Origin of the sequence: Acidiphilium rubrum (assembly GCF_900156265.1) — a bacterium.
GTDB lineage: Bacteria > Pseudomonadota > Alphaproteobacteria > Acetobacterales > Acetobacteraceae > Acidiphilium > Acidiphilium rubrum.
Map to the genome: position 1 here is coordinate 1 of NZ_FTNE01000024.1, position 12,829 is coordinate 12,829.

Genomic DNA, 12,829 nt, shown 5'->3' on the forward strand with positions numbered 1-12,829 from the left:
GCCCTAACCCTGCCGCGCGGCTTCGCCTGGCTCATCCGCCTGCTGCCCAACGGCCCAGCCGCCCCCATCGTCGCCGGTGCCAACGCCCGCGGCGATCTCCAGCACTTCATGGAAGACCCCATCGTCCAGGCCCTGCTCGCCACCCACCCCAGCCTCGGCCGCATCCTCCGCCCGCTCCACACCATGCTCGGCCTGCGCTACCCACCCAGCATCAAGCGCCCCAAATCGACCAAGCCCCGGCCCAAGCGCATCCGCAAACCAAAGCGCCAGCCCAGCTTCATGGACCAATACAAAATCAACCCCGACGGCAGCATCGACTTCACACCCGAACAACTCCACGAAATCCTCGGCCCACCCCCACCGCCCGTGCCACCCTGGCACCAGCCGTTCATCCCCTCCTTCAATGTGAAAAAAATGTGGCGCAAAGGGCCGTGATCTTTCACGCCTAATTCGTTACGATATCGTAATAAATTAATCTACCCGCGGTGGCTCCGCACCAGCATGTCCAACCGCCGCCTCATCTCCTCCCGGCCCGCCACGCAGCCGTGCTCCAACCACCAGGCCCGCAGCGCGGCAAGCAATTCGCCCACCGCCGGTCCCGGCGCCACGCCCAGCGCGAGAACATCGCGACCCTTGAGCGGAAACACCGGCCGCGCCATCGCCGCAAGCCGCGCCCGCAGCGCGGCATATTCCACCCCGCCGGCCAGCCAAATGCGATCGATCAACGACTCCGCCGTCCAATCCGCCAGCGCGCGCCGCAGTACCGCATCATCGGCATCCGCCCCCAGCAGCGGTGCCGCCTGGATCAGCGCAAGCCGGGAGCGTTCGGCCTCCGATAATTTCAGCCGCGCCGCCAGTGCCGGATCGACCATCACCAACCCCGCGAACCGCAGCAACGGGTCCGCCGGCGCACCGGCGGCAATCATGTCCTCGAGCCCGCCGAGCAACCCGGCCTCGGGCAGAATTGCCGCCAATACGCCGGTATCGCGCATCAAATGCAGCGCGCCACACGGGTCGGGTGCCGCAAGGATTTTCTTGATCTCCTGCCAGACGCGCTCCGCCGAGAGCTGCACAAGGCCCGGGTGCAGCGCGCGGATCGCCGCCAGCGCCGCCGGATCGGGTGCAGCACTTGCATAGCGGGCAAAGAAGCGAAAAAACCGCAGAATACGCAAATAATCCTCGGTGATCCGCAAGGCCGGATCGCCGACGAAGCGCACAATCCCCGCCGCCAGATCGGCAGCCCCCCCGAAATAATCGTGCAGCGTGCCCGCACGATCGATCGACATCGCATTGATCGTGAAGTCGCGCCGTGCGGCATCCTCCCGCCAATCATCGATGAACGCAATCACGGCGTGCCGCCCGTCGGTCTCGACATCGCGCCGCAAGGTGGTGATCTCGAAACTCTGCGCGCCGACCAGCGCGGTAATCGTGCCATGGGCAAGCCCGGTCGGAATCGCGCGCAGCCCCGCCGCCTCGAGCCGCGCCACCACGGCATCGGGCGGCAGCGGACTGGCCAGATCGATATCGGCAATGCCACGCCCGGCCAACTGATCCCGCACCGCGCCCCCCACGATGCGCGCTTCAGGGATGGCGCGCCACAGCGTGGCGAGGCCGGGATAATCGATCAAGCCGCTCGGCCCCATTCCCGCAGTTTCAGCAATTTGCGCCTCCTTTTTGTCGTGCGAAAAATTTCTAACCAAATCTTAATGACTATATTGTAACTGTTACAAGACCATGCCAAACCGATGGCTCTCGCTTCATGTCACAATATTTAACGATCCGGAGGATTGTCTTTGAACTACCGTATAGCACGACTGATTTGGCCGCTCATCGCAATTTTGCCAGCCGCCGGATGCGCATCGATCGTCGATGGCACAAGCCAGGTTCTCTCGGTCCAAACCATCGCTGATGGCCAGCCGGTATCCGGCGCCCAATGCAGCCTGAAAAGCAACAAGGGCACATGGTTCGTGACCACCCCCGGAACGGTCACCGTTCATCGCGGCTATGACAGGCTCCATTTGAAATGCGACAAATCCGGCTATCAGCCTGGCATGCTGGCCGTTGCTTCTTCGACCAAGGGTATGGCGTTCGGGAACCTTCTATTCGGCGGCGTAATTGGTGCCGGCGTCGATATGAGCACCGGTGCGGCGTATGATTATCCGAAACTCATCACAGTGCCCATGCAGCCGGCTCCAGCAGCGACGGCATCCGTCAGCGCCAACCCGGCGCCGCAGCCGGCCAGCCAACCCGTCGACTAACGGCGATCAACCCTGGCGCAACGCCGTCGCCAACCGGAGCAGGATCCACGCGGTCGCACCCCAGATCACATGATCAGGGTGCGGCCAGACCGGAAAATCGCGCGTGCCGCCGTGCCAGGTGCCGCGCCGCCACTCCGGCAATGCGGGGTCGAGCAGCGCATCGAGGCCGAGCGGAAAGATCGCTGCGACCTCGCCCGGCGCCGCGACAAACCGGGGTTCGCCATGGATCAGGGCGGTGATCGGCGTAATGTGAAAGCCGGTGCCGGTCGCGAAATCATCGAGCCGGCCGATCAGTTCGACCTGCGCGGGATCGAGCCCGATTTCCTCCCACGCTTCCCGCAGTGCTGCGGCTTCGGGCGAGGCATCCGATGGATCGACCGAGCCGCCCGGCAACGCCACCTGGCCGGCGTGGTGCAGCAGATGCGCCGAACGCCGGGTCAGCCAGACACCGCGCGCCGGCTCGATCGCCACCAGTACGGCAGCGGCTCTGGCATCGCTCGCGCAACCCTGGCTGCGGGGGCTGACCGCCGCATGGCTCAGCCGGCGGCGAATATCATCGGGGGTCATCACGGCGCCAGTGTGAACCGCACCGCCGCGCTGATCAATCCGTGCAGGAAGCCAGTTCGCCCAGCGAGAAAAACACGCCCTGGCTCCAGACGCCGAGCACGCGCTTGCCGAATTTAATGCCGGGCTCGGCGAGCGCGACCAGCTCATAATACACCGAGCGGCTCACCCGCGCCTCGATCGGGAACATCCCCGCGCCATCGCGCACATGTAAATAAGGCGTCGGTTCGCAGGTCAGCAGATTATGCGATACGCGCAGCCCGTGGCCTGGGCCGGCGGTGATCATCTCGTCGATATTGGTGCGAAAATGCAGCACCTGCGACTGGCCCTCGCCGCTCCACTCCAGCCCGACGGCGACGAACGGCGCATCCTCCACCGCGATCCGCCCGCGCTCGGCCGGCGTTTCGAGCAGAAAATGCCCCTCATCGTCGCGCTTGAGCACGCTGGCGAACAGGCACACCATCGATTTCCGCCCGATCGGCGAGCCGCGATACATCCAGGTGCCGTCGCGCCGGATCACGAAGGGCAGGTCACCGCAATCGACCGGCACCCGCTTGCCGCGCCCGGCCGGACCCGCTGGCTTGACCGCGCGCGGCGACGCCGCCTCCGCGAATTCGGCGAACCGCGGACTACCCTGCCGGGCCGCGCAATTGTCGTCCGACCCGTTCTGCGTCATGGTCTCCATCATCGGACTTATGGCAGATGGTCCGGCACTGCGATGAATATCGTTCACAATCCTTAGCCTCTATGCTTCGACCTGATCGTTCATACATGCTGATATAGGCAGGCGATACTCTCGGTAAAACCACACAGGCGATCACAAATGACCAGCATATTGCAAAAAGATGGCGGCGAGGCGAGCGGGGCTGCCACACCGGATATCCTGGCCCGGTTCGCCGCCACCACGGCAAGGCTGGCCGCGGCACGCCAGGAGGTGCGCCGGGTGATTTTGGGGCAGGATGCGGTGATCGACCAATGCCTGGCGGCGGTGCTGTCCGGCGGCCATGCGCTGATCGTGGGCGTGCCCGGCCTCGGCAAGACCAAGCTGGTCGAGGCTTTGGCGGCCGCACTCGGCTTGGCGACACGGCGCATCCAGTGCACGCCCGATCTGATGCCGGGTGATATTCTCGGCAGCGAGGTGCTGGACTCCGATGCCGCCGGGGCGCGCAGCTTTCGTTTCATCGAAGGGCCGGTGTTCACCGAATTGCTGATGGCCGATGAAATCAACCGCGCCAGTCCGCGCACTCAATCGGCGCTGTTGCAGGCGATGGCGGAAAACCGGGTCGCGGTGGCGGGGTTGAACCGCGAACTGCCGCGGCCGTTTCATGTGCTGGCGACGCAGAACCCGCTCGAACAGGAAGGCACCTACCCGCTGCCCGAAGCACAGCTCGACCGGTTCATCTTCGAGATCCGGATCGATTACCCGAGCCTTGCCGATGAACGGGCGATGTTGCTGGCCACCACCGGCACCACGCAGACCCGGGTAAACGCCGCGCTCGATCCCGCAAGCCTGCTGGCGGCGCAGCATCTGGTGCGCGCCATGCCGGTGGGCGAGCGGGTGCTCGATGGCATCATGCGCCTGGTGCGCGGCGCGCGGCCGGAAACCCCGATCCTGCCGGAGCTGAAAGAAGCGCTCGCCTGGGGGCCGGGCCCGCGCGCGGCGCAGGCGCTGATGCTGGCGTGCCGGGCGCAGGCGTTGCTCGATGGCAGGGAAGCCCCGAGCCTCGATGATGTCGCAAGCCTCGCCGCCCCGGTGCTGCGGCATCGGATGGGGTTGTCCTTCGCGGCGCGCGCCGAGGGCGAAGGGGTCGAGGCATTGATCGGCCGGGTGGTGACCAAGGCGCTTGGCTGATCATCGGGCGTCCGCACGCAGCCGGATCGCCGCGGCCGAGGCGCTGGCGGCCCGGCTGCCGGCGCTGGTGCTGGCAGCACAGCGCCTGGCCGCGAGCGCGGCACCAGGCCGGCATGGCCGCCGCCGGGCCGGCGCGGGCGAGCAGTTCTGGCAATATCGCGACGTGCGCGACGGCGATTCCCCCGCCAGCATCGACTGGCGGCGCAGCGCGCGCGGCGAGCGGCTGTATGTGCGCGAGCGCGAGTGGGAATCGGTCGAGACCCTGGTGATCGACGTGCAGGATCACGAGGGGATGGATTTCACGGGCCAGACGAACCAGCCGACCAAGCGGGACCGCGCCTTGTTGCTGGCGCTGGCGCTTGCGGCACTCGCCCTCGATGGCGGTGAGCGCGTCGCCCTGTTCGGCCGCACCCCGGCGTTCGGCGGGCCGGGCGCGCTCGATCGTCTGGCGGCGGGGTTCATGCTGGCGGCGAGCACGACGCCGGTGGCCGGGCGGCTCGCGCTGATCGGCGATTTTCTGGCACCACCCGAGGCGATCGCCGCCGATCTGGCGCGGCACGGCGCGGCGGGTCGGGGCGGCGTGCTGGTGCAGGTGCTCGATGGCGCGGAGTGCGATTTTCCCTATCGCGGCCGGGTGCTGTTCGAACGGCGCGGCGAAGCGGCCGAGGATATCGCCCGCGCCGAAGACATCGCCGCCGCCTATCGGGCACGCCTCGCCGCCCAGCGCGACGCGGTGATCGGCCTCGCCGAAGCCGCACGGCTGGTACCGCTGTTGCACCGGACTGACGCCGCACCCGGACCGGCGCTCGCCGCGATCCGCGCGGGGCTGGAGCCGGTCTCGTGATCGGGCCGATCAGCTTCGCCGCCCCCGCCATCCTGGCCGGGCTCGCGCTGCTGCCGGCGCTGTATTTTCTGCTGCGCGCCACCCCGCCGGCGCCGAGGCGGCAGGAATTTCCGCCGCTGCGTCTGCTGCGCGACATCATGCCGACCGAGCGCACCCCGGTGCGGATGCCGTGGTGGCTGCTGCTGCTGCGCCTGCTGGGCGCGGCGCTGGTGATCATCGGCTTCGCCGGACCGCAGATCGTGCCGCCGCGCCTGCTGGCGGGCGACGGGCCAGTGCTGCTCGCGATCGACAATGGCTGGGCCGCGGCAGCCGATTTCACCGCCCGCATCGCGGCGGCGCGGCATCTGGTGGATCAGGTGGCGGGCCAGCGCGGCATCGTGCTGCTCGCCACCGCGGGCAACGCCGCCGGCCGACCGCCGCGCGCGAGCGGCGTGCTCGGGCGGATCGGCGCGCTCGATGCGCTGGGCGCGCTGCACGCCGAACCCTGGCCGGCGGATCGCGCGGCGGCTGCTGCGGCGGTCACGGTCGCGCGCCGGCGGATTGCCGGGCTGACCGGCGTGTATCTGGCGGATGGGCTGGCAGCACCGGGGTTGCGGCGGTTTCTCGCCGCACTCGATCCCGCACGGATCATCGCCGGTTCGCCGGATAGAATACGCCTGTTGCAGTCGCCGAAGTTGAGCGCGGATGGTGCGCTGATCGCCCGCCTCGCGGTGGTGCCGCAGCAAAATGAAGTGACGCAGCCGGTGCTGGCCGAAGCCTCATCCGGGGCGGCGCTCGCGCGCATCGTGGTGCGCATCGCGCCGGGTGCGGCCAGCGGCGCGGCGCGGTTCGACCTGCCGGCAGCCCTTGCATCCCAGGTGACCTCGCTCGCGCTGCCCGGTGCGGCCGGACCCGGCGGGGTCATGCTGCTCGATGGCGCGACGCGGCAGATCGTGGTCGGGCTGGTTTCCGGCGGCACCGCCAATCCCGAGCAGAAACTACTCGGCTCACTCTATTATGTGCGCCGCGCCCTGCCGCCGGGCAGCGTGGTGCGGACCGGGCGGATCGGCCCGCTGGTCGCCTCCGGCATCAGCGCGCTGATCCTGGCCGATGTGCCGTTGAACCCGGCCGATCGCAGCACGTTGGATCGGTTCATCGCCGGCGGCGGCGTGGTGATCCGCTTCGCCGGACCGTTGACGGCACCGCAACCCGATACGCTCACCCCGGATCACCTGCTGGATGGCGTGCGGATGCTGGGCGGTGCGCTGGCCAGCGGCAAGCCTGAGCGGATTGCGGCGTTCGAGCGCGGCGGGCCGCTCGCCGGCCTCACGCCGCCGCGCGCGGCGACCGTCTCGCGCCAGATCCTGGCCGATCCCGCGACGCTCGACCCGGCGACCGTGTGGGCGCGCCTGTCGGACGGCACGCCGATCGTGCTCGGTGTGCGGCGCGGCCGGGGCGTGCTGGTGTCGGTGCTGACCACCGCCAACACCGCCTGGTCGAACTGGCCGATCGCGGCGGATTTTCCGGCGCTGATCGGCAGGCTGGTGCGCCTGGGCACCGGGGCCGCGCCGAAATCGGGCTTGCTGCGGCCGTTGCGGGTGCTCAACGGCATCGGCACGCTGGGCGTGCCGGGCGCGGGCGCGCGGCCAATGGCGGTGGCGGATTTCGCTCATACCACCGTCTCGCCCGCGCATCCGCCGGGGTTATGGGGCGATGCGCAGGGGTCGATCGCGCTCAATATCGGCGGCCATGTGCCGCCCCTCGCGGCGGCGGCGCTGCCCGCCGGCGTGCCGGTGACCGGGCTGGATGCGCTGCCGCGCGCGCGCCGGTTCGGCCCGCCGATATTGGCCATCGCACTGGCGCTGCTGCTGGCCGATCTGCTGATCTCGCTGCTGCTGCGCGGCGCGCTGCGGTGGCGGGCGGCTTTGGTGCTGCTCGCGCTGCTCAGCGGCGGGCATCGGGCGCGCGCGGCGACCCCAGTTCCGGCCGGCGCGCTGGCGCCGATGCTCGCCTATGTGCGGACCGGTGATCCCACGATCGATCGGATCAGCCGCTCGGGGCTCGGCGCGATCGCCGATCTGGTCAACCAGGAAACCGCAGCGCATCTGGGTGCGCCGCGCGGCGTCACGCCGGGGGTGAGCCCGATCAATTTATATCCGCTGCTCTACTGGCCGATCACCGGCGCCACGCCGGCACCGGATGCCAAGGCGTGCCACGCGCTCGATGCGTTCATGGCCGGCGGCGGGCTGCTGGTGATCGATACCGATGGCGGCGGCAGCGATGCCGCCGGCTCCGGCGCCGGGTTCGACCCCGGGGCCGATGCGGCGCTGCACCGCGCCACCGCCTGCCTCGCCATTCCGCCGCTGGTGGCACTGACCGCGCGGGACACGCTGGCCCACACGTTCTTCCTTGCCCGCAGCTTTCCCGGCCGGTTCGACGGTGCGCCCGTGTTCATCGCCGCCAAGGGGGCGCGCGATGCCGATGGCGTCAGCCCGGTGGTGATCGGCTCGAACGACTGGGCGGGGGCCTGGGCGGTCGATGCTTCGGGCATGCCGGTGCGCGCCTTGCTGCCCGATACGCCCGGCCAGCGCGAGCACGCTGCCTGGTTCGGCGTCAATCTCGTGATGTACGCGCTGACCGGCACCTATAAATCCGATCAGGTGCAGATCCCGGCCATTTTGCGCCGGCTCGGGCAATAATGGCCGGGCCGATCCTGTTCGCACCGCTGGTGCCGGTGCCTGCGCTGGCGGCGCTGAGCACCGTGGCCATCGTGATCGTGCTGCTCGGGCTACGCCGCCGCGCCCGTGGCACGCTGCTGCGCGCGCTCGGGTTCGCGCTGCTGCTGCTGGTCCTCGCCGGGCCGCGCTGGCAGGTGCAGACCACCACCGGCCTGCACGATATCGCGCTGGTGATCCGCGATCGATCGCCTTCGATGACGATCGGCCGGCGCGCCGCGATGAGCGATGCGGCGTTTCATCATCTGATGGCACATGTGCCGCCCGGCACTGATGTGCGCGTGGTGACGCTGCGCGGCGCGGGCGATGACGGCACCAAATTGTTCGGCGCGATGCGCGATGCGCTGGCCACCATCCCGCCCGCACGGCTGGCCGGCATCATTGCCCTGACCGATGGCGAAGCGACCGATGGGCCCATCCCGATTCCCAAAGGCGTCGCGGTCTCCGGCTTGATTGCGGCGCGCGGCAACCAGACCGATCGGGCGCTCGATCTGATCGCGGCACCGCGCTACGGGCTGGTCGGGCATCGTGTGGCGCTGCGGTTCGCGGTGCTCGATCACGGCGTGGCCGATCACGGCACGCCGGTGCCGGTGACCGTTTCGGTCGATGGCAAGGCGGTTGCGCATGTCATGGCGCCGGTCGGCAACACGATGACGGTGAAGCTGCGGATCGCGCACGCCGGTACATCGGTCGTCGCGGTGGCGGCAGAGCCGCTGGCGGGTGAGGTGTCGCGCGCCAATGATCAGGCGGTGTTCGATCTGGCGGGGGTGCGGCGGCGGCTGACCGTGCTGCTGATCGCCGGCGCGCCCAACCCCGGCCTGCGCACCTGGCGGCTGCTGCTCAAGGCCGACCCCGCCGTGCGGCTGGTCAATTTCACCATCCTGCGCCTGCCGACCGAACCGCTGGCCGCCCCGGTGAACGACATGGCGCTGATCCCGTTTCCGGTGAACCAGCTGTTCGGCCGCGACCTCGGCAAATTCGACCTGATCATCATGGACCAGTTCGCCAACGATGACCTGCTGCTGCCGCCCTACCTCGCCAACATCACCGCGCATGTGCGGGCCGGCGGCGCCCTGCTGGTTGAAACCGGCCCGGAATTCGAGGGCGAAAACTCACTCGCGCGCTCGCCGCTGGAGCCGATCCTGCCGGTACAGCCGTTCGGCGACGGCACCGTGACCGGCGGGTTCACCCCGAAATTGACCGGGGATGGCAAGCGCGATCCGGTTACCGCAGCGCTCGCGCATGATCATCTGGCACCATGGTACCGCTATGAAACCGTGCAACAGACCGGCGGGGTCACGCTGCTGCGCACACCGGGGCCTGCCCGTGCGCCGCTGCTGGTGCTTGCCCATGCCGGCAAGGGACGCGTCGCCGTGCTGCTGTCCGACCAGTTCTGGCTCTGGGCGCGCGGCGCGCTCGCCCATGATCCTGCCATGGCGGGGCCGGCCGAAGCGCTGCTCCGGCGCACCGTGCACTGGCTGCTCGGCGAACCCTCGCTCGCGGCACGGCAACTCACCGCGCAGTTCGACGGCACCACGCTTGATATCACCCGCCAATCGCTGAAAGGCGGCCCACCCGGCTCGGCCGTGGTCACCGATCCGTCGGGCAAGACCACCACCATCGCCCTGCACGACGCCGGGCCCGGCCGCTACCAGGCACGCCTCGCCGCAAACGCACAAGGTGTCTGGCAGGTCCGGGCGCACGGCATGACCGCCTACGCCGGCGCCGCCAACGACGATCCGGCGGAACAGGCCGATCTTGCCGCTTCCGACCGCATCATCGGCCCGCTTGCCACCCACACCGGCGGGCACATCATCTGGCTCGGCAAAACCCCGAACCCCAGCTGGTCCGGCCTGCTCCACCGCCGGCACGCCGCGCTGGTGACCGGTGAACGTGACATTCCCATCCCGCCCGCGCTGCCAACCGCCATCCTGGCCCTCGCCCTCCTCACCGCGGCTTGGTGGCGCGAACGCGGCTGATGCCGGTGGGCTGGGGGCACTGAGGGTAAGTAAGATCAGGGGGCTTTGCCCCCCGAACCCCCACTAAGGGCTTAGCCCTTAGAACCCGCTAGTTTTAGGCAAGGGGAGGGCTGTCCAGGCCAGATCGGCGGAGCTACCGAGGCAGCGCCCTCCCCTTGCCTAAAACTGATGGATTTTAAAGGCTCCGCCTTTAACGGGGGTCCAGGGGGCAGAGCCCCTTGGCCTTGCTTACCCTCAGTACCCCCAACCCACCCGACATCAGACGACGATCGGGTGGCTGGCGCCGTCCATGGAGATGTTGACGCCGGTGATGTAGCTGGCGCGGTCGGAGGCGAGGAATGTGACGGCGTTTGCGATATCTTCGGGGCTTGCCATGCGGCCGAGCGGGATGCGGGCGATGCCGCGGGTGCGGGCTTCATCGGTGGTGATGCCGGCGAGGCGTGCGTCGGATGCGAGGCCTTCGTTGACGCGGTCGGTTTCGGTCAGGCCGGGGTTGAGGCCGATGACGCGCAGGCCGCGGGGGGCGTAGGCGGTGGCGAGGCCGGCGGTTGCGAGCATGAGGGCGGCGTTGGCGGCACCGCCGGCGAGGTGGACCGGCGAGGCGATTTTGCCGCCGGCGCCGATGACGTTGATAATCACGCCGCGGCCGCGTGCCGCCATCAGTTTCACCACCGGATCGATCACGTTGATGTAGCTGAAGTATTTCGCATCCATTGCGGCGCGCCAATGGGCGGGTGTGAGGTCATCGGGCGGGGTGCGTTTTGCGGCGCCGGCGCTGTTGACCAGGATATCGATCGGGCCGAGGCGGGCTTCGACCTGAGCGACCATTGTGGCGGCCGCATCCGCGTCGATCAGGTCGGCGGCAAAGCCGGTGGCGGATGGGATGGTGTGCAGGGCGGCGTCGAGATTGGCCTGGCTGCGCGAGCAGATCGCGACGCGGGCACCTTCGTGCGCGAAGGCGACGGCGCAGGCGAGGCCGATGCCTTTGGAGCCGCCGGTGATCAGGACGCATTTGCCGTCGAGGTTGAGGTTCATCGGGTCAGGTCATCCTTTCGATCAGGCCGGCGATCAGCGGCGGGTCCTGGAGTTGTGGCACGTGGGCAAGCCCGGGGAGAATCTCGAGCGTGGCGCCGGGCAGTGCGGCCGCCAGGGCTTCCGCCATGGCGGGTGGGGTGGCCTGGTCTTCCGCGCCGACCAGGATGCGGGTTCGGGCGGTGATGCGGGCGATGTCGTTGGTCAGGTCGAGGGTTTCCAGTGCGGCGCAGGCGGCGGCGAACTGGGCCGGGTCGGTTTGCAGGAAGGCCGACCGCCGTTGTTCGATCAGGTCGGGGTGATCGGCGCGGAAGGCGGCGCCGAACAGGCGGGCCATGGCGGTATCGGCGATGGCGGGCAGGCCTTTGGCCGCCGCGGCCTCGCGCATGCCGCGAAATGCGGCCCGGCCCGGATCGGAGAAGCGCAGCCCGGCGCCGATCAGGACCATGGCGCCGACGCGGGACGGATGATCGAGCGCGAGGCGCAGGGCGAGGAAGCTGCCGAAGCCATTGCCGACGACGAGCGGCGCGGCGGGCAGTGCCAGCGCGGCGATGGTTTCGGCCAGTGCCGCGGCGATCGGGGCGAGGCCACCCTCGATCGGCGGCAGGCCGGCGAAGCCCGGCAGGTCGAGCACGATGGTTTCGGCACGGGTCGCGAGCAGCGGCGTGATGCCGGCCCAGCTTGAGCCATCAGCCAGCAATGAGTGCAGGAAAATGATCGGCCGGCCGGCGCCGGTGCGGTGCACGCCGATCCGTTGCCGCGTGGAAACATGGTCTGTCATCGTCTCTCCCTGAGCTGTCACGATATATCAATGCTGATGCTAGCCGATAAATTTGATTAGTTACAGGCTCTGAATCCTGCTTGTTTTTTTGATCGTGATATATCACAAACGGAACTGGGGGTTCCAGATGTTGATGCGAACGAGCGTCTATGCCGCGCTGAAGGATGACATCATCGCCTGTCGCCTGATGCCCGGCACCGAACTGCGCGAGCCCGAGATTGCGGCGCGCTACAGCGTTGGCCGCTCGCCGTTGCGCGAGGCGCTGCTGCGGCTGGAGGCCGAGGGTCTCGTGGTGATCGTGCCGCGCCAGTACTGCCGGGTCGCGCCGATTTCGCTGCGCGATGCCGCCGATATGTTCGGCCTGCGCCGTGTGCTGGAACCCGAGGCGGCGCGGCTGGTGGCGCGCACGGCCGACGATGCGGCGCGCACGCGCCTGCTCGCGGTGGCGGCGGGCGATGAGGCGGCGGATTTCATCGATGACAACCGGCGGTTCCATTGCACGCTGGCCTCGCTGGCGCCGAACCGCCGGCTGGGGGCCTCTTGCGTCGAGATCATCGAGCAATCGGATCGGCTGGTCCGGGTCAGCCTCGCTCAGATCGAGGGGCGGCGGCCGGATCTGCTGATCGGCGAACATCGCGCCATCGCGGACGCAGTGGTGCGGGGTGATGCGCGCACCGCGGCACGGCTGTTACGCGCGCATATCGATGCCGCCGAGACGCGCGTGCTCTCGGCACTGCGGCGGGCCGCCGTGATCGACTGAACGATGACACCACCATCAATCAATAAAAAATCGAGAATCGGGAGA

General features: G+C 68.9%; 11 protein-coding genes and 1 pseudogene. 7 read left to right on the top strand and 5 right to left on the bottom strand.

The features are described 5' to 3' along the window. Positions 1-435: pseudogene (locus BW994_RS19725) on the top strand (hypothetical protein); the annotation flags it as partial. Between the two features lie 41 nt (positions 436-476). Here BW994_RS19725 and BW994_RS14745 read toward each other — a convergent pair. Further along, positions 477-1,643: a CCA tRNA nucleotidyltransferase gene (locus BW994_RS14745; RefSeq protein WP_029312602.1), complete on the bottom strand. Its 1,167-nt coding sequence runs from the start codon at positions 1,641-1,643 to the stop codon at positions 477-479. A gap of 144 nt (positions 1,644-1,787) precedes the next feature. Between BW994_RS14745 and BW994_RS14750 the strand changes: the two genes are divergently transcribed. Beyond that, a complete protein-coding gene (locus BW994_RS14750; RefSeq protein WP_211252788.1) occupies positions 1,788-2,258 on the top strand; it encodes a hypothetical protein in 471 nt (156 codons plus the stop codon). A 6-nt stretch (positions 2,259-2,264) separates the two neighbouring features. Here the strand turns inward: BW994_RS14750 and BW994_RS14755 are convergent, their stop codons facing one another. Beyond that, positions 2,265-2,825 carry an NUDIX hydrolase gene (locus BW994_RS14755; RefSeq protein WP_029312600.1) on the bottom strand — a complete coding sequence of 187 codons (561 nt, stop codon included), beginning with the start codon at positions 2,823-2,825 and terminating at the stop codon, positions 2,265-2,267. A 34-nt stretch (positions 2,826-2,859) separates the two neighbouring features. Continuing rightward, positions 2,860-3,507 (bottom strand): DUF1285 domain-containing protein, encoded by a 648-nt coding sequence (locus BW994_RS14760; protein WP_245801584.1) that lies wholly within the window; start codon positions 3,505-3,507, stop codon positions 2,860-2,862. A gap of 138 nt (positions 3,508-3,645) precedes the next feature. Between BW994_RS14760 and BW994_RS14765 the strand changes: the two genes are divergently transcribed. Genes BW994_RS14765 through BW994_RS14780 form a run of 4 tightly spaced genes read left to right on the top strand, consistent with a single transcriptional unit; the run spans position 3,646 to position 10,211 of the window. Further along, complete coding sequence (locus BW994_RS14765) at positions 3,646-4,674, top strand: AAA family ATPase (protein ID WP_081849135.1); 1,029 nt, start codon at positions 3,646-3,648, stop codon at positions 4,672-4,674. Further along, positions 4,667-5,518, top strand: a complete 852-nt coding sequence (locus BW994_RS14770) for a DUF58 domain-containing protein (RefSeq protein ID WP_029312597.1) — start codon at positions 4,667-4,669, stop codon at positions 5,516-5,518. Before BW994_RS14765 ends, BW994_RS14770 begins: the two co-directional genes overlap by 8 nt. Continuing rightward, the gene (locus BW994_RS14775) at positions 5,515-8,196 is read left to right on the top strand and encodes a DUF4159 domain-containing protein (RefSeq protein WP_029312596.1); all 2,682 of its coding nucleotides are present in this window, start codon (positions 5,515-5,517) and stop codon (positions 8,194-8,196) included. The genes BW994_RS14770 and BW994_RS14775 overlap by 4 nt, the downstream gene beginning before the upstream one ends. Beyond that, positions 8,196-10,211, top strand: a complete 2,016-nt coding sequence (locus BW994_RS14780; protein WP_029312595.1) for a hypothetical protein — start codon at positions 8,196-8,198, stop codon at positions 10,209-10,211. The genes BW994_RS14775 and BW994_RS14780 overlap by 1 nt, the downstream gene beginning before the upstream one ends. Before the next feature lie 258 nt (positions 10,212-10,469). Here BW994_RS14780 and BW994_RS14785 read toward each other — a convergent pair whose 3' ends face one another. Both BW994_RS14785 and BW994_RS14790 read right to left on the bottom strand, forming a co-directional pair. Beyond that, positions 10,470-11,246 (bottom strand): SDR family oxidoreductase, encoded by a 777-nt coding sequence (locus tag BW994_RS14785; protein WP_029312594.1) that lies wholly within the window; start codon positions 11,244-11,246, stop codon positions 10,470-10,472. A 4-nt stretch (positions 11,247-11,250) separates the two neighbouring features. Continuing rightward, the gene (locus tag BW994_RS14790; RefSeq protein ID WP_051657448.1) at positions 11,251-12,024 is read right to left on the bottom strand and encodes an alpha/beta fold hydrolase; all 774 of its coding nucleotides are present in this window, start codon (positions 12,022-12,024) and stop codon (positions 11,251-11,253) included. A 133-nt stretch (positions 12,025-12,157) separates the two neighbouring features. Here BW994_RS14790 and BW994_RS14795 point away from each other — a divergent pair, with 133 nt between their 5' ends. Further along, a complete protein-coding gene (locus BW994_RS14795) occupies positions 12,158-12,784 on the top strand; it encodes a GntR family transcriptional regulator (protein WP_217696470.1) in 627 nt (208 codons plus the stop codon). The last annotated feature ends 45 nt before the right edge of the window (positions 12,785-12,829 follow it).

Bases quoted from the DNA above. Each gene is read 5' to 3' on its own strand.
- BW994_RS14795 (WP_217696470.1), top strand. From the start codon at position 12,158: ATGCGAACGAGCGTCTATGCCGCGCTGAAGGATGACATCATCGCCTGT.
- BW994_RS14745 (WP_029312602.1), bottom strand. From the start codon at position 1,643: ATGGGGCCGAGCGGCTTGATCGATTATCCCGGCCTCGCCACGCTGTGG.
- BW994_RS14760 (WP_245801584.1), bottom strand. From the start codon at position 3,507: ATGGAGACCATGACGCAGAACGGGTCGGACGACAATTGCGCGGCCCGG.
- BW994_RS14780 (WP_029312595.1), top strand. From the start codon at position 8,196: ATGGCCGGGCCGATCCTGTTCGCACCGCTGGTGCCGGTGCCTGCGCTG.
- BW994_RS14785 (WP_029312594.1), bottom strand. From the start codon at position 11,246: ATGAACCTCAACCTCGACGGCAAATGCGTCCTGATCACCGGCGGCTCC.
- BW994_RS14790 (WP_051657448.1), bottom strand. From the start codon at position 12,024: ATGACAGACCATGTTTCCACGCGGCAACGGATCGGCGTGCACCGCACC.
- BW994_RS14755 (WP_029312600.1), bottom strand. From the start codon at position 2,825: ATGACCCCCGATGATATTCGCCGCCGGCTGAGCCATGCGGCGGTCAGC.
- BW994_RS14765 (WP_081849135.1), top strand. From the start codon at position 3,646: ATGACCAGCATATTGCAAAAAGATGGCGGCGAGGCGAGCGGGGCTGCC.